Source organism: Flavobacterium columnare NBRC 100251 = ATCC 23463, assembly GCF_002530675.1.
Classification (GTDB): Bacteria; Bacteroidota; Bacteroidia; order Flavobacteriales; family Flavobacteriaceae; genus Flavobacterium; species Flavobacterium columnare.
Map to the genome: position 1 here is coordinate 16,340 of NZ_PCMX01000019.1, position 20,054 is coordinate 36,393.

Below are 20,054 nucleotides of genomic sequence, written 5' to 3' on the forward strand. Positions count from 1 at the left end.
AAATAACTGTGCTGGAAATTAATTATTTAGAGTTTGTTTTTTGAAAAATAATCTATACATTTGCAACCCCGTAAATAGCGGGTTTTTATAAACTAGTAAATAATTTAGTATTAATTATGCCAACAATTCAACAATTAGTAAGAACTGGAAGAGCCAAATTAACTAAGAAGAGTAAATCGGCTGCTTTAGATTCTTGTCCTCAAAGAAGAGGGGTTTGTACGCGTGTGTATACTACTACGCCTAAAAAGCCAAACTCAGCAATGCGTAAAGTTGCGCGTGTGCGTTTGACTAATGGTAATGAAGTAAATGCTTACATCCCAGGTGAAGGACACAATCTGCAAGAGCACTCGATAGTATTAGTTAGAGGTGGAAGGGTAAAAGATTTACCAGGAGTTAGATACCACATCGTACGTGGTGCTTTGGATACAGCCGGAGTGAACGGTCGTTTACAAAGAAGATCTAAATATGGTGCTAAACGCCCTAAAGACAAAAAGTAATTTTTAATTAAGTAAAGAGTGAGTGGTGAAAAGCAAAAAGTAACTAGTGAATAGCGGGTAGCTTTAAGCTTTGAGCTTTGAACTTTAAACTTTAAAAAAGTAACAAAAAAGAAATGAGAAAAAGACAGGCCAAAAAAAGACCTCTTTTACCAGATCCAAAATTTAACGATCAATTAGTAACACGTTTCGTGAACAACTTAATGTGGGATGGTAAAAAATCGACTGCTTTTGCAGTATTCTACGATGCATTAGAAATCGTTGAAACTAAAAAGCAAGATGCTGAAAAATCAGCGTTAGAAATTTGGAAAGACGCTTTAACTAATGTTATGCCTCACGTAGAAGTACGTTCTCGTCGTGTAGGTGGTGCTACATTCCAAATTCCAATGCCTATTCGTCCAGATAGAAAAATTTCTATGTCGATGAAATGGTTAATTCTTTACGCAAGAAGAAGAAATGAGAAATCTATGGCAGCTCGTTTAGCGTCTGAAATTTTAGCTGCTGCTAAAGAAGAAGGTGCTGCTGTTAAGAAAAGAATGGATACTCATAAAATGGCGGAAGCTAACAAAGCATTCTCTCACTTTAGATTTTAATTCGTAAAGAAATGGCAAGAGATTTAAAATATACTAGAAATATTGGTATTGCTGCTCACATCGATGCAGGTAAGACAACCACTACAGAGCGTATCTTGTTCTATACAGGTAAGTCTCATAAAATAGGAGAGGTGCACGATGGTGCTGCTACTATGGACTGGATGGCACAAGAGCAAGAAAGAGGTATCACAATTACTTCGGCGGCTACAACTTGTACTTGGAACTTTCCAACAGATCAAGGTAGAAATATAGCTGAGTCTAAACCGTACCACTTTAATATTATCGATACTCCAGGTCACGTTGACTTTACAGTAGAGGTAAACCGTTCATTACGTGTATTAGATGGTTTAGTTTTCTTATTTTCTGCGGTTGATGGTGTTGAGCCTCAATCTGAAACGAACTGGAGATTAGCTGACCAGTACAGAGTTCCTCGTATGGGATTCGTAAACAAAATGGATCGTCAAGGTTCTAATTTCCTTAATGTGTGTCAACAAGTTAAGGATATGTTGCGTTCTAATGCGGTAGCTATTACTTTGCCAATTGGTGAGGAGAATGATTTTAAAGGAGTAGTTGACTTAGTGAAAAATCAAGCTATTGTATGGCATGATGAAACACAAGGAGCTACTTTTGATATCATCGATATCCCTGCAGATATGGTTGATGAAGTAAAAGAATACCGTTCTAAATTAATTGAAGAAATCGCTTCTTATGATGAAAACTTATTAGATAAGTATATGGAAGATGAAAATTCAATTACAGAAGAGGAAATTAACAACGCATTACGTGCTGCTACCATTGATATGGCAATTATTCCTATGTTGTGTGGATCTTCATTCAAAAACAAAGGAGTTCAGTTTATGTTGGATGCAGTTTGTAAATATTTACCATCTCCTTTAGATAAAGAGGGTATTGAAGGTATTCATCCTGATGATGCTGATTTGTTAGAGGAAGATCAAACTAAAATCTTGCGTCGTCCAGATGTAAAAGAGCCATTTGCTGCTTTAGCGTTCAAAATTGCTACGGATCCTTATGTAGGGCGTTTAGCTTTCTTCCGTGCATATTCGGGGCGTTTAGATGCTGGTTCTTATATATTGAATACACGTTCAGGAAATAAAGAGCGTATCTCTCGTATCTACCAAATGCACGCAAACAAGCAAAATCCAATCGAATATATTGAGGCGGGGGATATTGGTGCAGCAGTAGGTTTTAAAGATATCAAAACAGGTGATACAATGTGTGATGAGAAAAATCCTATCATTCTTGAATCAATGAAATTCCCTGATCCGGTAATCGGTATTGCTATTGAGCCTAAAACTAAGGCTGACGTAGATAAAATGGGTATGGCTTTAGCTAAATTAGCTGAAGAAGATCCAACGTTTACTGTTAGAACTGATGAGGCTTCAGGGCAAACAATTATCTCTGGTATGGGTGAGCTTCACTTAGATATCTTAGTAGATCGTATGAAACGTGAGTTCAAAGTTGAAGTGGATCAAGGTGAACCTCAAGTAGAGTACAAAGAAGCTTTTACCAAATCGGCACAACACCGTGAAGTTTATAAAAAACAATCAGGGGGTCGTGGTAAATTTGGTGATATCGTTTTCCGTTTAGAGCCTGCAGAAGCTGGAACTATGGGGTTAACGTTTGTTAATGAAGTAAAAGGGGGTAATGTTCCTAAAGAATATATTCCTGCTGTAGAGAAAGGTTTTAGAGAGGCTATGAAACAAGGGCCTTTGGCAGGATATGCTGTAGATAGCTTGAAAGTAACTTTGTTGGATGGTTCTTATCACCCAGTGGATTCAGATGCTTTATCTTTTGAATTAGCTGCTAAATTAGGTTATAAAGAAGTAGCTAAAGCTGCTGGTGCTGTAATTCTTGAGCCAATCATGAAAATTGAAGTTATCACTCCAGAAGAAAATATGGGGGATATCGTAGGTGACTTAAACCGTCGTCGTGGTCAAGTAAATGATATGGGAGATAGAAACGGGGCTAAAACTATTAAAGCAAACGTTCCATTATCAGAAATGTTTGGTTATGTAACGACTTTGAGAACTTTATCTTCTGGTCGTGCTACGTCTACAATGGAATTCTCTCATTACGAAGAAACACCATCGAACATTTCAGAAGCAGTAATTAAGAAAGCTAAAGGTAACGCTTAATTTTTAAGAAAATGAGTCAAAAAATCAGAATAAAATTAAAATCTTACGATCATATGTTGGTTGATAAATCAGCAGAAAAAATCGTAAAAACTGTAAAAAGTACAGGTGCAGTAGTTACTGGTCCAATTCCATTACCTACTAATAAAAAGATTTTCACTGTGTTGCGTTCTCCGCACGTAAACAAAAAATCAAGAGAACAATTCGAAGTGAGTTCATACAAAAGATTGTTGGATATTTATTCTTCATCTTCAAAAACCATCGATGCTTTAATGAAATTAGAGCTACCAAGTGGAGTAGAAGTTGAAATTAAAGTGTGATAATTTACTTTAATTGAAATATTTAAGCATTATGTTTTGAAATTCAAAACATAATGCTTACTTTTGCGCACTCAAAATTAGAGTTATATATATTATTAATAATTAATTATTTAAGTATGTCTGGGTTAATCGGAAAGAAAATCGGAATGACTAGCATCTTCGACGAGAACGGGAAAAACATCCCTTGTACTGTTATTGAAGTTGGTCCTTGCGTTGTTACCCAAGTCAGAACCAATGAGGTTGACGGGTATGAGGCTCTTCAACTTGGTTTCGATGACAAATCTGCAAAGCAAACTAATAAGGCTGCTGAAGGGCACTTCAAAAAAGCGGGTACGGTTGCTAAAAAGAAGGTTGTTGAATTCCAAGGGTTTGAAGCTGAGCACAAATTAGGAGATGTGATCACTGTGGATTTATTCGCTGAGGGTGAATTCGTAGATGTTCAAGGTGTATCAAAAGGAAAAGGTTTCCAAGGGGTTGTTAAACGTCACGGTTTTGGTGGTGTTGGACAAGTTACTCATGGTCAGCACAACCGTTTGAGAGCGCCAGGTTCAGTAGGTGCTTCATCTTATCCTTCCAGAGTATTCAAAGGAATGCGTATGGCAGGAAGAATGGGTGGAGACAATGTAAAAGTTCAAAATCTTAGAGTTTTAAAAGTAGTGGCTGAAAAGAACTTACTTGTTGTTAAAGGATGTGTTCCTGGTCACAAAGACTCTTATGTAATCGTTCAGAAGTAATGGAAGTAAAAGTATTAGATATCAACGGAAAAGATACTGGGAGAAAAGTTCAACTTTCTGATTCAGTTTTCGCAATTGAGCCTAATAACCACGCTCTATACTTAGATGTGAAACAATATTTGGCTAACCAACGTCAAGGAACTCACAAGTCTAAAGAAAGAGCAGAAGTTGCTGGTAGTACTCGTAAAATCAAAAAGCAAAAAGGAACTGGTACTGCTCGTGCAGGATCTAAAAAGAGTCCTTTGTTTAAAGGAGGAGGAACAGTTTTTGGTCCAAGACCAAGAAACTACTCTTTCAAATTAAATAAAGCATTAAAACGTTTAGCTCGTAAATCAGCTTTAACTTTAAAAGCGAAAGAATCTAACTTAATCGTATTAGAAGACTTCGGTTTCGAAGCTCCAAGTACTAAAAATTTTATTAACGTATTGAAAGCGTTAGGGTTAGAAAACAAAAAATCATTGTTCGTGTTAGGTGGTGACAACAAAAATGTTTACTTATCATCTCGTAACTTACAAAAATCTTCTGTAATCACTAACTCAGAATTAAGTACTTATGCGATATTAAACGCAAATAATTTAGTTCTTTTAGAGGGATCTTTAGAAGGAATCGAACAAAATTTAAGCAAATAATAGGCCATGAGTATCATTATAAAACCTATCGTTACGGAAAAAGTAACTAAAGACGGAGAAATATTCAACCGTTTTGGTTTCGTTGTAGATAAAAAAGCTAACAAAGTTCAAATTAAGAAAGCTGTTGAAGCTGCTTATGGAGTAACTGTTGTAGAAGTGAATACAATGAATGTACGTCCAGATCGCACCACCAAATATACAAAAAGTGGTATGATAGCTGGTAAAACTAATGCTTACAAAAAAGCAATCGTACAAGTTAAAGAAGGAGAAACAATTGATTTTTACAACAACTAAGTAAAGTAAGATGTCAGTAAGAAAATTAAAACCTATTACCCCAGGTCAGCGTTTTAGAGTTGTTAATGGTTTTGACGCCATTACTACTGATAAGCCGGAGCGCTCATTAATCGCACCGAAAAAATCATCTGGAGGTAGAAATAGTCAAGGAAAGATGACTATGCGTTATACAGGCGGTGGTCACAAACAAAGATATCGTATCATCGATTTCAAAAGAACTAAAGATGGAATTCCAGCTACAGTGAAATCAATCGAGTACGATCCAAACAGAACAGCTTTTATCGCATTATTGGCTTATGCTGATGGTGAAAAAAGATATATTATTGCTCAAAATGGTTTAAAAGTTGGGCAAACTGTAGTTTCGGGTGCTGATGTAGCTCCTGAAATCGGGAATACTATGCCGTTAAGCAAAATTCCTCTAGGAACAGTAATTTCTTGTATTGAGTTACGTCCAGGTCAAGGTGCAACTATTGCTCGTTCGGCTGGTACATTTGCTCAATTAATGGCTCGTGATGGTAAATATGCTACTATCAAAATGCCTTCTGGAGAAACAAGATTAATCTTGTTAACTTGTTCTGCAACTATAGGTGCTGTTTCTAACTCAGATCACCAGTTAATCGTTTCTGGTAAAGCAGGTAGATCTAGATGGTTAGGTAGAAGACCTAGAACAAGACCAGTAGCTATGAACCCTGTTGATCACCCAATGGGTGGTGGTGAAGGACGTTCATCTGGAGGTCACCCACGTTCAAGAAAAGGTTTACCAGCTAAAGGTTATAGAACCCGTGCTAAACAAAACCCGAGCAACAAGTATATTGTAGAACGTAGAAAGAAATAATAAGATATGGCACGTTCATTAAAAAAAGGACCTTTTGTACACTATAAATTAGAAAAGAAAGTATTGGAGAATGCTGAGGCAGGAAACAAGAATGTTGTTAAAACTTGGTCTAGAGCTTCAATGATTACTCCAGATTTCGTAGGACAAACAATCGCAGTTCACAACGGTCGTCAATTTGTTCCAGTATATGTTACTGAAAACATGGTAGGACACAAGTTAGGTGAATTTTCACCAACTAGATCTTTTAGAGGTCACGCTGGAGCTAAAAATAAAGGTAAAAAATAAAAGAAGACATGGGAGTTCGTAAAAGAGAAGCAGCAGAAGCAAGAAAAGAGGCTAATAAGTCTTTAGCGTTTGCTAAATTAAATAACTGCCCTACTTCACCTAGAAAAATGCGCTTAGTAGCAGACTTGGTAAGAGGTCAGAAAGTTGAGAATGCACTAAATATATTAAGATTTAGTCAAAAAGAAGCTTCAAGAAAATTAGAAAAACTATTATTATCTGCTATTAACAACTGGGAACAGAAAAATAGTGAAGGTAATGTAGCTGAAGCAGGCTTATTTGTAAAAGAGATCAAAGTGGATGGTGGTATGATGTTAAAAAGATTACGCCCAGCTCCACAAGGTCGCGCACACAGAATTAGAAAACGTTCTAATCACGTTACAATCGTATTAGGATCAATTAATAACACACAAAGCAATTAATAAAGATGGGACAAAAGACTAATCCAATCGGAAATCGCCTTGGTATCATCAGAGGATGGGATTCTAACTGGTATGGTGGTAATGACTACGGTGATAAAATCGCTGAAGATTACAAAATCAGAAAGTATATCCACGCTCGTTTATCAAAAGCTAGTGTGTCGAAAGTAATTATCGAAAGAACTTTAAAGCTTGTAACCGTTACTATCACTACGGCTCGTCCTGGTATCATTATTGGTAAAGGCGGTCAAGAGGTAGACAAGTTAAAAGAAGAACTTAAGAAAATTACAGACAAAGAGGTTCAAATCAATATCTTTGAAATCAAAAGACCTGAGTTAGATGCTTATTTGGTAGCTAATAGTATTTGTCGTCAAATCGAAGGCCGTATCTCTTATAGAAGAGCAATTAAAATGGCTATAGCTGCTTCTATGAGAATGAATGCAGAAGGAATCAAAGTAATGATTTCTGGTCGTTTAAACGGTGCTGAAATGGCGCGTTCAGAAAGTTTCAAAGAAGGACGTATTCCTCTATCAACTTTCAGAGCTGATATTGATTATGCTTTAGCAGAAGCACATACTACTTACGGTAGAATGGGTGTTAAGGTATGGATCATGAAAGGTGAAGTTTACGGAAAAAGAGACCTTTCGCCACTTGTAGGTATGGATAAAAAAGCTGCAGCTGGTAAAGGTGGTGATGCTCCACGTGGTGGAAAATCAAACGGTAAACAAGGAGCTCGTAAAAGAAAGTAATTTTTAAATTAAAGAAAAATGTTACAGCCTAAAAGAACAAAATACCGTAAGGTACAGAAAGGTAGAATGAAAGGGAACTCGACTAGAGGTCATGAACTTTCAAATGGAATGTTTGGAATTAAATCGGTTCACGAAACAGGTGCTTTCTTAACTTCACGCCAAATCGAAGCGGCTCGTATTGCAGCAACTCGTTACATGAAACGTGAAGGGCAATTATGGATCAAAATTTTCCCAGACAAACCTATCACTAAGAAGCCTCTTGAAGTACGTATGGGTAAAGGTAAAGGTGCAGTTGAATACTGGGCTGCTGTTGTTAAACCAGGAAGAATTATGTTTGAGGTAGGTGGTGTGCCACTAGCGGTTGCAAAAGAGGCTTTACGTCTTGCCGCTCAAAAATTACCAGTAAAAACTAAATTCGTCGTTGCTAGAGATTTCGAAGCATAATATAAGAAGATTATGAAACAATCAGAAATTAAAAATCTATCTGCAGCTGAGTTACAAGAAAAGCTAGTTCAATTAAAAAAGACTTATGCCGACCTAACGATTGCTCATGCTATTTCTCCAATCGAGAATCCACTTCAAATTAGAAGTATCAGACGTTCAGTAGCGAGAATCGCAACTGAATTAACTAAAAGAGAGCTTCAATAATAGTATTCAGCTGAAAAGATGGAAAAAAGAAATTTAAGAAAAGAGAGAGTTGGTGTAGTTACTTCTAACAAAATGGATAAATCTATTGTTGTTTCTCAAGTAACAAGAGTAAAACACCCATTATATGGTAAGTTCGTGTTAAAAACTAAAAAATATGTTGCACACGACGAAAAGAATGACTGTAACATTGGTGATACAGTAAAAATCATGGAAACTCGTCCATTAAGTAAAACTAAATGTTGGAGATTAGTTGAAATCATTGAAAGAGCTAAATAATTATGGTACAACAGGAATCAAGACTAAAAGTAGCAGATAATACGGGAGCTAAGGAAGTTTTAACTATCCGTGTTTTAGGTGGAACAAAAAGACGTTACGCCTCAGTTGGTGACAAAATTGTAGTAGCTATCAAAGATGCAACTCCTAACGGAAACGTTAAGAAAGGTGCGGTTTCAACTGCAGTTGTTGTTAGAACAAAAAAAGAAGTAAGAAGAGCTGATGGTTCTTATATCCGTTTCGATGATAACGCTTGTGTATTATTAAATGCAGCAGGTGAAATGAGAGGAACTCGTGTATTCGGTCCTGTAGCTAGAGAACTTCGTGAAAAACAATTCATGAAAATTGTATCATTAGCACCAGAAGTGCTTTAATTATTATTACGATGATGAAGCTAAAAATAAAATCAGGTGACACTGTAAAAGTTATCGCTGGTGACCATAAAGGTGCTGAAGGTAAAGTTTTACGTGTAATTCGTGAAAAAAACAAAGCGGTAGTTGAGGGGGTAAACATGGTGTCTAAGCACACTAAGCCAAGTGCTCAAAATCCTCAAGGTGGAATCGTTAAAAAAGAAGCTCCTATACACGTTTCAAACTTAATGTTAGTAGATACTAAAGGTAATGCTACTAAAGTAGGTTTTAAAGTAGAAGGGGATAAGAAAGTAAGATTTTCAAAAAAATCTAATCAAGTATTATAGTAATGGCTTATATACCTAGACTAAAAGAAGAATATAAGAGCAGAGTAATTGCTGCTCTTACAACAGAATTCGGTTACAAAAACGTAATGGAAGTTCCAAAATTGGAAAAAATCGTTGTGAGCCGTGGTGTTGGTGCAGCTGTGTCTGATAAAAAACTTATCGATTATGCTGTAGAAGAGTTGACAAAGATTACTGGTCAAAAAGCAGTTCCTACTATCTCTAAGAAAGACGTTGCTTCTTTCAAATTGAGAAAAGGTATGCCGATTGGTGCAAAAGTAACTTTGCGTGGAGAAAGAATGTATGAGTTTTTAGATCGTCTAATTACTTCTTCTTTACCTCGTGTAAGAGATTTCAATGGTATCAAATCTACAGGATTTGATGGTAGAGGAAACTACAACCTTGGAGTACTTGAACAAATTATCTTTCCAGAAATTGATATTGATAAAGTAAATAAAATTTCAGGAATGGATATTACTTTTGTAACATCTGCGAAAACAGATAAAGAAGCAAAATCATTATTAGCTGAATTAGGTTTACCTTTTAAAAAGAATTAAGACATGGCTAAAGAATCAATGAAAGCCCGCGAGGTGAAAAGACAAAAAACGGTAGAAAAATATGCAGAGAAAAGAAAAGCTTTGTTAGAAGCTGGAGATTATGTATCTTTGCAAAAATTACCAAAGAATGCTTCGCCCGTTCGTTTGCACAATCGTTGTAAATTAACAGGTAGACCAAGAGGGTATATGCGTCAATTCGGTATTTCACGTGTAACTTTCCGTGAAATGGCAAACCAAGGATTGATACCAGGAGTTAGAAAAGCTAGCTGGTAAGATTATAAAAGAGATTATTAACAGGTTATAGGTTCAACCCGCGAGTGTGGGTTGAAAACCATAACCGCAATTTTGTTTATATGTATACAGATCCAATTGCGGATTTCTTAACAAGAATTAGAAATGCTTCGAAAGCAAGCCATAAAGTGGTGGAAATTCCTGCATCTAATTTGAAAAAAGAAATCACAAAAATCTTATTCGATCAAGGTTATATCCTTAGCTACAAATTCGAAAATGAGACTGTTCAAGGAACAATCAAAATCGCTTTAAAGTATGATAAAGATACTAAAGAAGCGGTAATCAAGAACATTCAAAGAATTAGTAAACCAGGTTTACGTAAGTATGCAGGTGCTACTAAATTACCTAGAATCTTAAATGGTTTAGGTGTTGCTATCGTTTCTACTTCAAAAGGAGTAATGACGGATAAGCAAGCTAGACAATTAAATGTAGGTGGTGAGGTAATTTGTTACGTATACTAAAAAAGAGTTAAGAGATGTCAAGAATAGGTAAAAGTCCAATCGCCATTCCTGCTGGAATAACTGTAGAATTAAAAGATTCAGTTATCACTGTAAAAGGGAAATTAGGGCAACTTTCTCAAGAGATTACTGACAATGTAACAGTAACAGTTGAAGAAAATCAGGTTCTTGTTTCAAGAGCTGCAGATAGCAAAGAAGAAAGAGCTCAACATGGTTTATTTAGAGCTTTAATCAATAACATGATTACTGGTGTATCTACTGGTTTTACAAAAGAATTAGAATTAGTGGGTGTTGGATACCGTGCTTCTAATCAAGGAAATAAACTTGATTTGGCTTTAGGGTATTCTCATAATATCGTTTTAGAAGTGGCTCCAGAGGTAACTGTGGAAACCGTTTCAGAAAAGGGTAAAAATCCTATTGTAAAGCTAACTTCTTATGACAAACAGTTGTTAGGTCAAGTGGCGGCTAAAATCCGCTCTTTCCGTAAGCCTGAACCTTACAAAGGAAAAGGTATTAAGTTTGTAGGTGAAGTATTAAGAAGAAAAGCAGGTAAATCAGCTTAAAAAATAAGATTATGTCATTAACAAAATCTGAAAGAAGACAAAGAATACAGTACAGAATCAGAAAGATTGTAAGCGGAACTGCTGCAAGACCTCGTTTATCTGTATTCAGAAGTAACAAAGAAATCTATGCTCAGCTTATAGATGATGTAAATGGTGTTACATTATTAGCTGCTTCTTCTCGTGAAAAAGAAGTAGATACTAAAGGTACTAAAGTTGAAGTAGCAGCAGTAGTAGGTAAACTACTTGCTGAAAGAGCTTTAAAAGCAGGTATCGATACAGTAACATTTGATAGAGGTGGTTATTTGTACCACGGTCGTGTTCAATCATTAGCAGAAGGCGCTAGAGCGGCTGGATTAAAATTCTAAGAAATTATGTATCATAATTATAAAAACGTAGAACTAGTAAAACCAGGAGGTCTTGAATTAAAAGACCGTTTGGTTAGTGTTAATCGTGTTACTAAAGTTACTAAAGGTGGTAGAGCATTTGGTTTCTCAGCTATCGTAGTAGTAGGTGACGAGAACGGTGTAGTTGGACACGGATTAGGAAAATCTAAAGACGTTTCTGAAGCTATTGCAAAAGCAGTAGAAGATGCTAAGAAGAACTTAGTACGTATTCCTTTGAGTGGACAATCAGTGCCTCATGAGCAAAAAGGTAAATTTGGTGGAGCTAGAGTATTATTAATGCCAGCTTCTCATGGTACTGGAGTTATTGCGGGTGGTGCTGTACGTGCGGTTCTTGAATCAGTAGGGGTTCACGATGTATTATCTAAATCTCAAGGTTCTTCTAACCCTCATAATGTGGTAAAAGCTACTTTTGATGCTTTGTTACAAATGAGAAGCGCAGTAACTGTTGCTAAACAAAGAGGAGTATCTTTAGAGAAAGTATTCAAAGGTTAATTCAAGGAAATTATGGCTAAGATATTAGTAAAACAAGTAAGAAGCATTATTAATTGTCCTCAAGATCAAAAGAGAACAATGCAAGCTTTAGGACTTCGTAAAATGGGTCAAGTAGTTGAGCATGAAGCAACTCCTGCTATCCTTGGAATGGTAAATAAAGTTAAACACTTAGTTTCTTCTGAAGAAACTAAATAACAAATGACTGTTATGAATTTAAGTAATTTACAGCCAGCTGAAGGTTCAACACATAACCAAAATAAAAGAGTAGGTAGAGGAGAAGGTTCTGGTAAAGGTGGTACTGCTGCACGTGGTCACAAAGGAGCTAAATCTCGTTCAGGTTACTCTAAAAAAATTGGTTTTGAAGGAGGTCAGATGCCTCTTCAAAGACGTGTTCCTAAGTTTGGATTCAAAAATATTAACAGAGTTGAATATCAAGGTGTAAACTTAGATACTTTACAAACTCTAGTTGATAATGGTCTTGTAACGGATACGGTAGATTTTACTACTTTAGTTGCAAGCCGTTTAGCTACTAAAACTGAAGTTGTTAAAATTTTAGGTAGAGGTGAGCTTAAAGCTAAATTAAAAGTTAGTGCACACAAATTCACTGCATCTGCTAAAGCTGCTATCGAAGCGGCTGGTGGAGAAGCTATAGAATTATAAATTTTCTAGACACGATGAAAAAATTTATTGAATCGTTACAAAACGTTTGGAAAATTGAGGAACTAAGAAACAGAGTCCTATTTACTTTAGGACTCCTGTTAGTTTATCGTTTTGGAGCTCACGTAACACTACCGGGAATTGATGCAACTCAGTTGCAAGGATTAACTAATCAAACGGATAAGGGTATTGGTTGGTTAATTAACGTATTTACGGGAGGTGCTTTTTCACAAGCATCTGTTTTTGCGTTGGGTATAATGCCTTATATTTCTGCGTCAATTGTTGTTCAGTTAATGGGAATTGCTATTCCTTATTTACAAAAACTACAAAAAGAAGGAGAAAGTGGAAGAAAGAAGATGAACCAAATTACAAGATGGTTAACCATTGGTATCACACTAATTCAAGGGCCTGGTTATATCTATAATCTGTACCGTACTTTACCAGGTGAAGCATTTTTACTAGGATTTAATTCATTTGCTTTCTTGTTCTCATCTGTATTAATTTTAACTACAGGTACTTTGTTTGCTATGTGGTTAGGAGAAAAAATTACAGATAAAGGAATCGGAAACGGTATTTCGTTGTTAATCTTAGTAGGTATTGTTGCTCGTTTACCACAAGCATTTGCTCAGGAGTTTTCATCTGCTGTTTCTCAAAACAACGGAGGTTTAATGAAGATTGTTGTAGAAATCATCGTGTGGTTACTTGTAATTATTGCCTGTGTTTTAATGACTATGGCTGTTAGAAAGGTGGCGGTGCAATATGCGCGTCGTACTGTTTCTGGAGACTTAGAGCAGGATTTAATGGGGGGGAATCGTCAGTTTATTCCTTTAAAATTAAATGCTTCGGGTGTTATGCCAATCATTTTTGCACAAGCTATTATGTTTATACCTGCTGCTGTGGCTGGTTTATCATCTTCTGAAACAGCTCAATCAATCAGTACAAGATTCCAAAACATATTTGGTTGGGAGTATAATTTAGTGTTTGCTACGTTAATTGTAATTTTTACGTACTTTTACACTGCGATTACTATGCCAACTACAAGAATGGCTGATGATCTAAAAAGAAGTGGGGGTTTTATTCCAGGGGTTAAACCTGGACTGGAAACAGCAGACTTTTTAGATCATGTGATGTCCTTGATTACATTTCCAGGAGCTATTTTCCTAGCATTGTTAGCTGTGTTCCCAGCTATCGTTATGAATGTGTTAGGAGTGCAACAGCAATGGGCATTGTTCTTTGGTGGTACATCACTCTTGATTTTGGTTGGAGTTGCAATAGATACAATTCAACAAATTAATTCATATTTGTTAAATCAACATTATGATGGTTTGATGAAAACGGGTAAAAACAGAAAAGCAGTAGCTTAATATGGCAAAACAATCAGCAATTGAACAAGACGGAACAATCATAGAGGCATTGTCAAATGCCATGTTCCGAGTAGAGTTAGAAAACGGGCATATTGTAATTGCTCACATTTCTGGAAAAATGCGTATGCACTACATCAAATTGTTACCTGGTGACAAAGTGAAACTGGAAATGAGCCCTTACGATTTGTCTAAAGCAAGAATTACTTATAGATACTAAAATGAAAGTAAGAGCATCAATTAAGAAGAGAAGTGCAGAATGCATTATCGTTCGTAGAAAAGGAAGACTATACGTTATTAACAAAAAGAATCCTAGATTTAAACAAAGACAAGGATAATTATGGCAAGAATAGCAGGGGTAGATATACCTAAAAACAAAAGAGGTGTCATCGCTTTGACATATATCTTCGGAATTGGAAAAAGCAGAGCTATCGAAATTTTAGAGAAAGCTCAAGTAAGCCAAGATAAAAAAGTTCAAGAATGGAATGACGACGAGATCGGAGCTATCCGTGAAGCGGTTTCTTATTACAAAATTGAAGGAGAATTACGTTCTGAAACTTCATTAAACATCAAACGTTTAATGGATATTGGATGTTACAGAGGTATCCGTCACAGATCTGGTCTTCCTTTAAGAGGTCAAAGAACTAAGAACAATTCTAGAACAAGAAAAGGTAAAAGAAAAACTGTTGCTAACAAGAAGAAAGCAACTAAATAATAATTAGTAATATGGCGAAAGCAAATACAAAAAAACGTAAAGTTGTTGTTGAGTCTACTGGTGAGGCACACGTAAGTTCAACTTTTAACAACATCATTATTTCTTTAACAAATAAGAAAGGTGAAGTTGTTGCTTGGTCATCTGCTGGTAAAATGGGCTTCAGAGGTTCTAAAAAGAATACTCCGTATGCAGCTCAAATGGCAGCTGAAGACTGTTCAAAAGTTGCTTTAGAAGCTGGTCTTAAAAAAGTAAAAGTGTTCGTTAAAGGACCTGGAAACGGAAGAGAATCAGCTATCCGCTCAATCCATAATTCAGGTATAGAAGTAACTGAGATCATTGACGTTACTCCAATGCCACACAACGGATGTCGTCCTCCAAAAAGACGTAGAGTTTAATTTTTTTATATTATTTAAGTATAACTAGGTTGGTACATGAGTGCGGAGGATTTATTAGACCTGAATTCGCAATTTCAACCTTAAACAATTTTTAAAATGGCAAGATATACTGGTCCTAAAACTAAAATTGCTCGTAAGTTTGGCGAAGCAATCTTCGGAGATGACAGAGCCTTCGAAAAGAGAAATTACCCTCCAGGGCAACACGGTTTAGCTAAAAAAAGAGGTAAAAAATCTGAATATGCTATCCAGTTAATGGAAAAACAAAAAGCTAAATATACCTATGGTATTTTAGAAAAGCAATTCAGAAATTTATTCGAAAAAGCTTCTGCTGCTTCTGGTGTAACAGGTGAAATCCTTTTACAATTATGTGAAGCTCGTTTAGATAATGTAGTTTACAGAATGGGTGTGGCACCTTCAAGAAGAGCTGCTAGACAAATTGTAACTCACAGACATATTACAGTAAATGGTGAAGTGGTTAACGTTCCTTCTTACCATTTAAAACCAGGTGACAAAGTTGCTGTTCGTGAAAAATCTAAATCTTTAGAATCAATCGAACGTTCTTTAGCTGCTGCTTCTCAAGTGTATGAGTGGATCGTATGGAATAACGATACGAAAGAAGGTACTTTTGTATCAGTTCCTCAAAGACTACAAATCCCTGAGAACATTAAAGAACAACTAATTGTCGAATTGTACAACAAATAATAATAATTGACATCAGTCGAAATTTATGGCAATATTTAATTTTCAGAAGCCCGATAAAGTTATCATGATCGATTCTACTGATTTCGAAGGAAAATTCGAATTCAGACCTCTTGAACCAGGTTACGGATTGACTGTTGGTAACGCTTTAAGAAGAGTTTTACTTTCTGCTCTTGAGGGTTATGCTATCACTTCTATTCGTATCGAAGGAGTGGATCATGAGTTCTCTACTATACCTGGTGTTGTAGAAGACGTAACTGAAATTATCCTTAACTTAAAACAAGTACGTTTTAAACGTCAAATTGAAGATATCGATAACGAATCAGTTTCTATTTCTTTATCAGGTAAAGATCAAATTACTGCTGGTGATTTTCAAAAATTTATTTCAGGTTTCCAAGTGTTAAATCCTGAATTAGTAATTTGTAATTTAGACAGCAATGTAAATTTGAACATGGAAATGACCATCGAAAAAGGTCGTGGTTATGTTCCAGCAGAGGAAAACAAAAAACAAAATGCTGCAATCGGTACTATATTTACTGATTCTATCTTTACACCTGTAAAGAATGTGAAGTACGCTATTGAAAACTTCCGTGTTGAGCAAAAAACGGATTATGAAAAATTAGTTTTTGAAATAAAAACAGATGGTTCTATCCATCCTAAAGATGCTCTAACTGAAGCGGCTAAGGTATTAATTCACCATTTTATGTTATTCTCTGATGAGAGAATCACTCTTGAGGCTGATGAAATTGCTCAAACAGAATCATATGATGAGGAATCATTACATATGAGACAGTTATTGAAAACTAAATTAGTTGATATGGACTTATCTGTAAGAGCATTAAACTGCTTAAAGGCTGCTGAAGTTGATACATTAGGAGACTTAGTATCGTTCAACAAACATGACTTAATGAAGTTCCGTAACTTTGGTAAAAAATCATTAACTGAGCTTGATGAATTAGTAGCCAATAAGAACTTAACGTTCGGAATGGATTTGTCAAAATATAAGTTAGATAAAGAATAATAGTCTTCATATTTTGCTCTCCAAAGTGGATTGATGCAAGATGAAGTTTAAAAAGCAACGTCATGAGACACGGAAAAAAAGTAAACCATTTAAGCAGACAGGCTGGACATAGAAAAGCTATGTTAGCTAATATGGCTTGTTCATTAATCGAACATAAACGTATTAATACAACTGTTGCTAAAGCTAAAGCGCTTAAACAATTTGTTGAGCCATTAGTAACAAAATCTAAAGAAGATACAACTCATAATCGTCGTACAGTTTTCGCTTACTTAAGAAATAAATATGCGGTTACTGAATTATTCAGAGATGTAGCTGCTAAAGTAGGTGACCGTCCAGGAGGATACACTCGTATCATCAAATTGGGGAACCGTTTAGGAGATAACGCTGATATGGCAATGATTGAGTTAGTGGATTTTAACGAAATCTACAACGGTGGTAAAAAAGAGGTTAAAAAAGCGAAAAGCCGCCGTGGTAGTAAAGCTAAAAAATCTGAATCTGCTGCTGAAACTCCTGCAACTGAAGAATCTTCTGAATCTGCAGAATAATATGATGCTCAATTCATAAATATAAAAAAGGATAAACTTTTTGGTTTATCCTTTTTTTTTTGAATAAATTTGTCAAACTTTTTTAAACAATGCAACACACAACAAAACAGTCTGCCATCTTACTTCTGGCAGACGGAACAATTTTTCATGGTAAATCTGTAGGGATTTCAGGTAAAACTTTTGGAGAAGTTTGTTTTAATACTGGAACTACAGGATACCAAGAAATTTTTACCGATCCTTCTTATTTTGGGCAAATCATGGTGACTACCAATGCACATATTGGGAATTATGGGGTTAATGGAAATGAAGTAGAATCAGATAAAATTATGATTTCAGGATTGGTTTGTAAAAATTTCTCAGCTTTCCATTCACGTTCTGATTCTGAAAGTAATCTTTTTGATTACTTTAAAAAGGAAAATTTAATCTGTATTTCTGATGTTGATACACGTGCTTTAGTGAGTTATATACGTGATCATGGTGCCCAAAATGCAGTCATTTGTACAGATGGTACACCTGTAGAAGAATTAAAGCAACTGTTAGCAGCTACTCCAGATATGAAAGGATTGGAATTAGCATCTAAAGTATCTACTACAGAACCTTATTTTTATGGTGATGAAAATGCAACGTATAAAATTTCAGCCTTAGATTTAGGAATTAAAAAAAATATTCTACGCAATTTGGCAAAACGGGATTGTTATATCAAAGTTTTTCCTTATAACGCTTCTTTTGAAGATTTAAAAGGTTTTAATCCTGATGGTTTTTTCTTGTCTAATGGTCCTGGTGATCCAGATCCTCTTTATAGTGCACAGGAAGTAGCTCGTCAAATATTAAATGAAAATAAACCCTTATTCGGTATTTGTTTAGGTCACCAAGTAATTGCATTAGCTAATGGTGTATCTACTTATAAAATGTTTAATGGTCACCGTGGAATTAACCACCCTGTAAAAAATTTAATTACTGGTAAAGGAGAAATTACTTCACAAAATCATGGTTTTGCCGTGAATAGAGAAGAATTAGAACAACATGCAGACTTAGAAATCACACACGAACACTTAAATGACGGTACGGTTGCAGGCATGAGAATAATAAATAAAAATTGTTTTTCAGTTCAATATCATCCAGAAGCCAGTCCAGGGCCACATGACTCTTCTTATTTGTTTGATCAATTTATTGAAAATATAAAAGAATATAAAATTAAATAATAACTATTTTAGAAATTCTATTTTAGATTTCTAAAATCTAAAAACTTAAACAAAATGAGTATTATAATAAAAATTCATGCAAGACAAATCTTAGACTCAAGAGGTAATCCTACAGTAGAAGTAGATGTAGTGACAGAAAACGGCGTTTTAGGGCGTGCAGCGGTGCCTTCAGGAGCTTCTACAGGAGAACATGAAGCAGTTGAATTACGTGATGGCGGTACTGCATTCATGGGGAAAGGTGTTATGAAAGCCGTTGAAAATGTAAATACAACTATTGCAGAAGCTTTAGTAGGTACTTCTGTTTTCGAACAAAATCTTATCGATAAGATCATGATCGATTTAGATGGAACAGCTAATAAATCTAAATTAGGAGCTAATGCTATTTTAGGAGTATCATTAGCAGTAGCTAAAGCTGCGGCTAACGAGTTAGGCTTGCCTTTATATCGTTACGTAGGAGGAGTGTCTGGAAATACGCTACCTGTACCTATGATGAATATCATCAATGGCGGTTCGCATTCAGATGCGCCTATTGCTTTTCAAGAGTTTATGATTATGCCAGTAAAAGCAACTTCTTTTACGCATGCTATGCAAATGGGAACTGAAATTTTTCATAATTTAAAGAAAGTTTTACACGATAGAAACCTTTCTACGGCAGTAGGAGATGAAGGTGGTTTTGCTCCTAATTTAGCGGGTGGTACTGAAGATGCTTTGGATTCAATCAAATTAGCAGTAGAAAAAGCAGGTTATACTTTTGGTGATGATATTATGATTGCTTTAGATTGTGCCGCTTCTGAGTTTTATGTAAACGGAAATTATGATTATACAAAGTTTGAAGGCGAAAAAGGGAAAATAAGAACTTCTGTAGAACAAGTAGAATATTTGGCAGATTTATGTGCTAAATATCCAATCATTTCAATTGAGGATGGAATGTATGAAGATGATTGGTCTGGTTGGAAATTATTAACAGAAAAAATTGGTAATAAAGTACAATTAGTAGGTGATGATTTATTTGTTACTAATGTTGAACGCTTATCTCGTGGTATTTCGGAAGGTATAGCAAATTCAATTTTGATTAAAGTAAACCAAATCGGAACTTTAACAGAAACTATTGCTGCTGTAAATATGGCACATAATGCAGGATATACTTCAGTAATGTCTCATCGCTCTGGAGAAACAGAAGATAATACGATTGCGGATTTGGCAGTAGCTTTAAACTGTGGTCAAATAAAAACTGGTTCGGCTTCTCGTTCAGATCGTATGGCTAAATATAATCAGTTATTGCGCATTGAAGAGGAATTAGGTGATGTGGCTTATTTTTCTGGAAAAAATGCTTTTAAAGTAAAATAATTTATTTTTGAATGTTTAGAAAATCCTGAGTGCTAAAAGTACTCAGGATTTTTTTGTTTGTACGTGCTGTAAATGGTTCCAGACTTTGTATTACGTTAATAAAAAGAAGAAATATTTGGCTTACATAAAAAATGTGGGGAAGGGTAGTGTATTAAAAAGTGTGTAAAACATTTTTATAATCAATATTTCAATGTTCAAAATAAGATAAAGTGTAATAGTTAATATTTAAT

General features: G+C 35.4%; 34 protein-coding genes. All 34 read left to right on the top strand.

Going from position 1 to position 20,054, the window contains the following annotated elements; translation table 11 throughout:
• Positions 1–116 precede the first annotated feature (116 nt).
• Positions 117–497: a 30S ribosomal protein S12 gene (rpsL, locus tag B0A78_RS03660; protein WP_014166289.1), complete on the top strand. Its 381-nt coding sequence runs from the start codon at positions 117–119 to the stop codon at positions 495–497.
• 113 nt (positions 498–610) lie between these two features.
• On the top strand, positions 611–1,087 hold the full coding sequence (rpsG, locus tag B0A78_RS03665) for a 30S ribosomal protein S7 (protein ID WP_014166288.1): 477 nt from the start codon (positions 611–613) through the stop codon (positions 1,085–1,087).
• Positions 1,088–1,098: 11 nt separating this feature from the next.
• Positions 1,099–3,243 carry an elongation factor G gene (gene fusA, locus B0A78_RS03670; RefSeq protein WP_014166287.1) on the top strand — a complete coding sequence of 715 codons (2,145 nt, stop codon included), beginning with the start codon at positions 1,099–1,101 and terminating at the stop codon, positions 3,241–3,243.
• A gap of 11 nt (positions 3,244–3,254) precedes the next feature.
• Positions 3,255–3,560 carry a 30S ribosomal protein S10 gene (gene rpsJ, locus B0A78_RS03675; protein WP_014166286.1) on the top strand — a complete coding sequence of 102 codons (306 nt, stop codon included), beginning with the start codon at positions 3,255–3,257 and terminating at the stop codon, positions 3,558–3,560.
• A gap of 116 nt (positions 3,561–3,676) precedes the next feature.
• Positions 3,677–4,294, top strand: a complete 618-nt coding sequence (gene rplC, locus B0A78_RS03680; protein WP_014166285.1) for a 50S ribosomal protein L3 — start codon at positions 3,677–3,679, stop codon at positions 4,292–4,294.
• On the top strand, positions 4,294–4,923 hold the full coding sequence (gene rplD, locus B0A78_RS03685) for a 50S ribosomal protein L4 (RefSeq protein ID WP_014166284.1): 630 nt from the start codon (positions 4,294–4,296) through the stop codon (positions 4,921–4,923). Before rplC ends, rplD begins: the two co-directional genes overlap by 1 nt.
• A gap of 6 nt (positions 4,924–4,929) precedes the next feature.
• Positions 4,930–5,217 carry a 50S ribosomal protein L23 gene (rplW, locus tag B0A78_RS03690; protein WP_014166283.1) on the top strand — a complete coding sequence of 96 codons (288 nt, stop codon included), beginning with the start codon at positions 4,930–4,932 and terminating at the stop codon, positions 5,215–5,217.
• A gap of 10 nt (positions 5,218–5,227) precedes the next feature.
• Positions 5,228–6,052 (top strand): 50S ribosomal protein L2, encoded by an 825-nt coding sequence (rplB, locus tag B0A78_RS03695; protein WP_014166282.1) that lies wholly within the window; start codon positions 5,228–5,230, stop codon positions 6,050–6,052.
• 6 nt (positions 6,053–6,058) lie between these two features.
• A complete protein-coding gene (gene rpsS, locus B0A78_RS03700) occupies positions 6,059–6,337 on the top strand; it encodes a 30S ribosomal protein S19 (protein WP_014166281.1) in 279 nt (92 codons plus the stop codon).
• An 8-nt stretch (positions 6,338–6,345) separates the two neighbouring features.
• Positions 6,346–6,756, top strand: a complete 411-nt coding sequence (rplV, locus tag B0A78_RS03705) for a 50S ribosomal protein L22 (protein ID WP_014166280.1) — start codon at positions 6,346–6,348, stop codon at positions 6,754–6,756.
• Positions 6,757–6,761: 5 nt separating this feature from the next.
• On the top strand, positions 6,762–7,502 hold the full coding sequence (gene rpsC / locus B0A78_RS03710) for a 30S ribosomal protein S3 (RefSeq protein ID WP_014166279.1): 741 nt from the start codon (positions 6,762–6,764) through the stop codon (positions 7,500–7,502).
• 18 nt (positions 7,503–7,520) lie between these two features.
• A complete protein-coding gene (gene rplP / locus B0A78_RS03715; protein ID WP_014166278.1) occupies positions 7,521–7,946 on the top strand; it encodes a 50S ribosomal protein L16 in 426 nt (141 codons plus the stop codon).
• Between the two features lie 12 nt (positions 7,947–7,958).
• The gene (gene rpmC / locus B0A78_RS03720; protein WP_014166277.1) at positions 7,959–8,150 is read left to right on the top strand and encodes a 50S ribosomal protein L29; all 192 of its coding nucleotides are present in this window, start codon (positions 7,959–7,961) and stop codon (positions 8,148–8,150) included.
• A gap of 18 nt (positions 8,151–8,168) precedes the next feature.
• Positions 8,169–8,426, top strand: coding sequence for a 30S ribosomal protein S17 (rpsQ, locus tag B0A78_RS03725; protein WP_014166276.1), 258 nt, complete (start codon positions 8,169–8,171; stop codon positions 8,424–8,426).
• Positions 8,427–8,428: 2 nt separating this feature from the next.
• Positions 8,429–8,797 carry a 50S ribosomal protein L14 gene (gene rplN, locus B0A78_RS03730; RefSeq protein ID WP_014166275.1) on the top strand — a complete coding sequence of 123 codons (369 nt, stop codon included), beginning with the start codon at positions 8,429–8,431 and terminating at the stop codon, positions 8,795–8,797.
• 11 nt (positions 8,798–8,808) lie between these two features.
• Positions 8,809–9,120, top strand: a complete 312-nt coding sequence (gene rplX, locus B0A78_RS03735) for a 50S ribosomal protein L24 (protein ID WP_041253269.1) — start codon at positions 8,809–8,811, stop codon at positions 9,118–9,120.
• 2 nt (positions 9,121–9,122) lie between these two features.
• Positions 9,123–9,674: a 50S ribosomal protein L5 gene (gene rplE / locus B0A78_RS03740; protein WP_014166273.1), complete on the top strand. Its 552-nt coding sequence runs from the start codon at positions 9,123–9,125 to the stop codon at positions 9,672–9,674.
• A 3-nt stretch (positions 9,675–9,677) separates the two neighbouring features.
• Complete coding sequence (gene rpsN, locus B0A78_RS03745; RefSeq protein WP_014166272.1) at positions 9,678–9,947, top strand: 30S ribosomal protein S14; 270 nt, start codon at positions 9,678–9,680, stop codon at positions 9,945–9,947.
• 80 nt (positions 9,948–10,027) lie between these two features.
• Entirely contained in the window at positions 10,028–10,426 is a 399-nt protein-coding gene (gene rpsH, locus B0A78_RS03750; RefSeq protein ID WP_014166271.1) for a 30S ribosomal protein S8, read from the top strand.
• 14 nt (positions 10,427–10,440) lie between these two features.
• The gene (rplF, locus tag B0A78_RS03755; protein WP_014166270.1) at positions 10,441–10,986 is read left to right on the top strand and encodes a 50S ribosomal protein L6; all 546 of its coding nucleotides are present in this window, start codon (positions 10,441–10,443) and stop codon (positions 10,984–10,986) included.
• A gap of 11 nt (positions 10,987–10,997) precedes the next feature.
• A complete protein-coding gene (rplR, locus tag B0A78_RS03760; RefSeq protein WP_065213076.1) occupies positions 10,998–11,351 on the top strand; it encodes a 50S ribosomal protein L18 in 354 nt (117 codons plus the stop codon).
• Between the two features lie 6 nt (positions 11,352–11,357).
• Positions 11,358–11,882 carry a 30S ribosomal protein S5 gene (gene rpsE, locus B0A78_RS03765; RefSeq protein ID WP_014166268.1) on the top strand — a complete coding sequence of 175 codons (525 nt, stop codon included), beginning with the start codon at positions 11,358–11,360 and terminating at the stop codon, positions 11,880–11,882.
• Positions 11,883–11,894: 12 nt separating this feature from the next.
• A complete protein-coding gene (gene rpmD / locus B0A78_RS03770; protein WP_014166267.1) occupies positions 11,895–12,077 on the top strand; it encodes a 50S ribosomal protein L30 in 183 nt (60 codons plus the stop codon).
• Positions 12,078–12,089: 12 nt separating this feature from the next.
• Complete coding sequence (gene rplO / locus B0A78_RS03775; RefSeq protein WP_014166266.1) at positions 12,090–12,542, top strand: 50S ribosomal protein L15; 453 nt, start codon at positions 12,090–12,092, stop codon at positions 12,540–12,542.
• 14 nt (positions 12,543–12,556) lie between these two features.
• Positions 12,557–13,903 carry a preprotein translocase subunit SecY gene (gene secY, locus B0A78_RS03780; RefSeq protein WP_014166265.1) on the top strand — a complete coding sequence of 449 codons (1,347 nt, stop codon included), beginning with the start codon at positions 12,557–12,559 and terminating at the stop codon, positions 13,901–13,903.
• 1 nt (position 13,904) lies between these two features.
• A complete protein-coding gene (gene infA / locus B0A78_RS03785) occupies positions 13,905–14,120 on the top strand; it encodes a translation initiation factor IF-1 (protein WP_008254466.1) in 216 nt (71 codons plus the stop codon).
• Between the two features lies 1 nt (position 14,121).
• A complete protein-coding gene (gene ykgO / locus B0A78_RS03790; protein WP_014166264.1) occupies positions 14,122–14,238 on the top strand; it encodes a type B 50S ribosomal protein L36 in 117 nt (38 codons plus the stop codon).
• A gap of 2 nt (positions 14,239–14,240) precedes the next feature.
• Positions 14,241–14,615 (top strand): 30S ribosomal protein S13, encoded by a 375-nt coding sequence (rpsM, locus tag B0A78_RS03795; RefSeq protein ID WP_014166263.1) that lies wholly within the window; start codon positions 14,241–14,243, stop codon positions 14,613–14,615.
• Positions 14,616–14,626: 11 nt separating this feature from the next.
• Positions 14,627–15,010: a 30S ribosomal protein S11 gene (gene rpsK, locus B0A78_RS03800; RefSeq protein ID WP_014166262.1), complete on the top strand. Its 384-nt coding sequence runs from the start codon at positions 14,627–14,629 to the stop codon at positions 15,008–15,010.
• Positions 15,011–15,106: 96 nt separating this feature from the next.
• Positions 15,107–15,712, top strand: a complete 606-nt coding sequence (rpsD, locus tag B0A78_RS03805; protein WP_014166261.1) for a 30S ribosomal protein S4 — start codon at positions 15,107–15,109, stop codon at positions 15,710–15,712.
• A 25-nt stretch (positions 15,713–15,737) separates the two neighbouring features.
• On the top strand, positions 15,738–16,730 hold the full coding sequence (locus B0A78_RS03810; protein WP_014166260.1) for a DNA-directed RNA polymerase subunit alpha: 993 nt from the start codon (positions 15,738–15,740) through the stop codon (positions 16,728–16,730).
• 62 nt (positions 16,731–16,792) lie between these two features.
• A complete protein-coding gene (gene rplQ / locus B0A78_RS03815; RefSeq protein ID WP_097609397.1) occupies positions 16,793–17,275 on the top strand; it encodes a 50S ribosomal protein L17 in 483 nt (160 codons plus the stop codon).
• Between the two features lie 89 nt (positions 17,276–17,364).
• Entirely contained in the window at positions 17,365–18,477 is a 1,113-nt protein-coding gene (gene carA / locus B0A78_RS03820) for a glutamine-hydrolyzing carbamoyl-phosphate synthase small subunit (RefSeq protein WP_065213077.1), read from the top strand.
• Positions 18,478–18,531: 54 nt separating this feature from the next.
• Positions 18,532–19,824, top strand: coding sequence for a phosphopyruvate hydratase (eno, locus tag B0A78_RS03825; protein WP_065213078.1), 1,293 nt, complete (start codon positions 18,532–18,534; stop codon positions 19,822–19,824).
• The last annotated feature ends 230 nt before the right edge of the window (positions 19,825–20,054 follow it).

Coding starts and splice junctions, on each gene's coding strand:
- rpsS (WP_014166281.1), top strand. CDS start 6,059: ATGGCACGTTCATTAAAAAAAGGACCTTTTGTACACTATAAATTAGAA.
- eno (WP_065213078.1), top strand. CDS start 18,532: ATGAGTATTATAATAAAAATTCATGCAAGACAAATCTTAGACTCAAGA.
- fusA (WP_014166287.1), top strand. CDS start 1,099: ATGGCAAGAGATTTAAAATATACTAGAAATATTGGTATTGCTGCTCAC.
- rpsJ (WP_014166286.1), top strand. CDS start 3,255: ATGAGTCAAAAAATCAGAATAAAATTAAAATCTTACGATCATATGTTG.
- rpsE (WP_014166268.1), top strand. CDS start 11,358: ATGTATCATAATTATAAAAACGTAGAACTAGTAAAACCAGGAGGTCTT.
- rplB (WP_014166282.1), top strand. CDS start 5,228: ATGTCAGTAAGAAAATTAAAACCTATTACCCCAGGTCAGCGTTTTAGA.
- rpsK (WP_014166262.1), top strand. CDS start 14,627: ATGGCGAAAGCAAATACAAAAAAACGTAAAGTTGTTGTTGAGTCTACT.
- rpmD (WP_014166267.1), top strand. CDS start 11,895: ATGGCTAAGATATTAGTAAAACAAGTAAGAAGCATTATTAATTGTCCT.
- rplR (WP_065213076.1), top strand. CDS start 10,998: ATGTCATTAACAAAATCTGAAAGAAGACAAAGAATACAGTACAGAATC.
- rpsQ (WP_014166276.1), top strand. CDS start 8,169: ATGGAAAAAAGAAATTTAAGAAAAGAGAGAGTTGGTGTAGTTACTTCT.
- rplO (WP_014166266.1), top strand. CDS start 12,090: ATGAATTTAAGTAATTTACAGCCAGCTGAAGGTTCAACACATAACCAA.
- rpsN (WP_014166272.1), top strand. CDS start 9,678: ATGGCTAAAGAATCAATGAAAGCCCGCGAGGTGAAAAGACAAAAAACG.
- rpsL (WP_014166289.1), top strand. CDS start 117: ATGCCAACAATTCAACAATTAGTAAGAACTGGAAGAGCCAAATTAACT.
- rplQ (WP_097609397.1), top strand. CDS start 16,793: ATGAGACACGGAAAAAAAGTAAACCATTTAAGCAGACAGGCTGGACAT.
- rplP (WP_014166278.1), top strand. CDS start 7,521: ATGTTACAGCCTAAAAGAACAAAATACCGTAAGGTACAGAAAGGTAGA.
- rpsH (WP_014166271.1), top strand. CDS start 10,028: ATGTATACAGATCCAATTGCGGATTTCTTAACAAGAATTAGAAATGCT.
- rplX (WP_041253269.1), top strand. CDS start 8,809: ATGATGAAGCTAAAAATAAAATCAGGTGACACTGTAAAAGTTATCGCT.
- ykgO (WP_014166264.1), top strand. CDS start 14,122: ATGAAAGTAAGAGCATCAATTAAGAAGAGAAGTGCAGAATGCATTATC.
- rpsC (WP_014166279.1), top strand. CDS start 6,762: ATGGGACAAAAGACTAATCCAATCGGAAATCGCCTTGGTATCATCAGA.
- carA (WP_065213077.1), top strand. CDS start 17,365: ATGCAACACACAACAAAACAGTCTGCCATCTTACTTCTGGCAGACGGA.
- rplW (WP_014166283.1), top strand. CDS start 4,930: ATGAGTATCATTATAAAACCTATCGTTACGGAAAAAGTAACTAAAGAC.
- B0A78_RS03810 (WP_014166260.1), top strand. CDS start 15,738: ATGGCAATATTTAATTTTCAGAAGCCCGATAAAGTTATCATGATCGAT.
- rplC (WP_014166285.1), top strand. CDS start 3,677: ATGTCTGGGTTAATCGGAAAGAAAATCGGAATGACTAGCATCTTCGAC.
- rplD (WP_014166284.1), top strand. CDS start 4,294: ATGGAAGTAAAAGTATTAGATATCAACGGAAAAGATACTGGGAGAAAA.
- secY (WP_014166265.1), top strand. CDS start 12,557: ATGAAAAAATTTATTGAATCGTTACAAAACGTTTGGAAAATTGAGGAA.
- rplN (WP_014166275.1), top strand. CDS start 8,429: ATGGTACAACAGGAATCAAGACTAAAAGTAGCAGATAATACGGGAGCT.
- rpsD (WP_014166261.1), top strand. CDS start 15,107: ATGGCAAGATATACTGGTCCTAAAACTAAAATTGCTCGTAAGTTTGGC.
- rplF (WP_014166270.1), top strand. CDS start 10,441: ATGTCAAGAATAGGTAAAAGTCCAATCGCCATTCCTGCTGGAATAACT.
- rpmC (WP_014166277.1), top strand. CDS start 7,959: ATGAAACAATCAGAAATTAAAAATCTATCTGCAGCTGAGTTACAAGAA.
- infA (WP_008254466.1), top strand. CDS start 13,905: ATGGCAAAACAATCAGCAATTGAACAAGACGGAACAATCATAGAGGCA.
- rpsG (WP_014166288.1), top strand. CDS start 611: ATGAGAAAAAGACAGGCCAAAAAAAGACCTCTTTTACCAGATCCAAAA.
- rplE (WP_014166273.1), top strand. CDS start 9,123: ATGGCTTATATACCTAGACTAAAAGAAGAATATAAGAGCAGAGTAATT.
- rpsM (WP_014166263.1), top strand. CDS start 14,241: ATGGCAAGAATAGCAGGGGTAGATATACCTAAAAACAAAAGAGGTGTC.
- rplV (WP_014166280.1), top strand. CDS start 6,346: ATGGGAGTTCGTAAAAGAGAAGCAGCAGAAGCAAGAAAAGAGGCTAAT.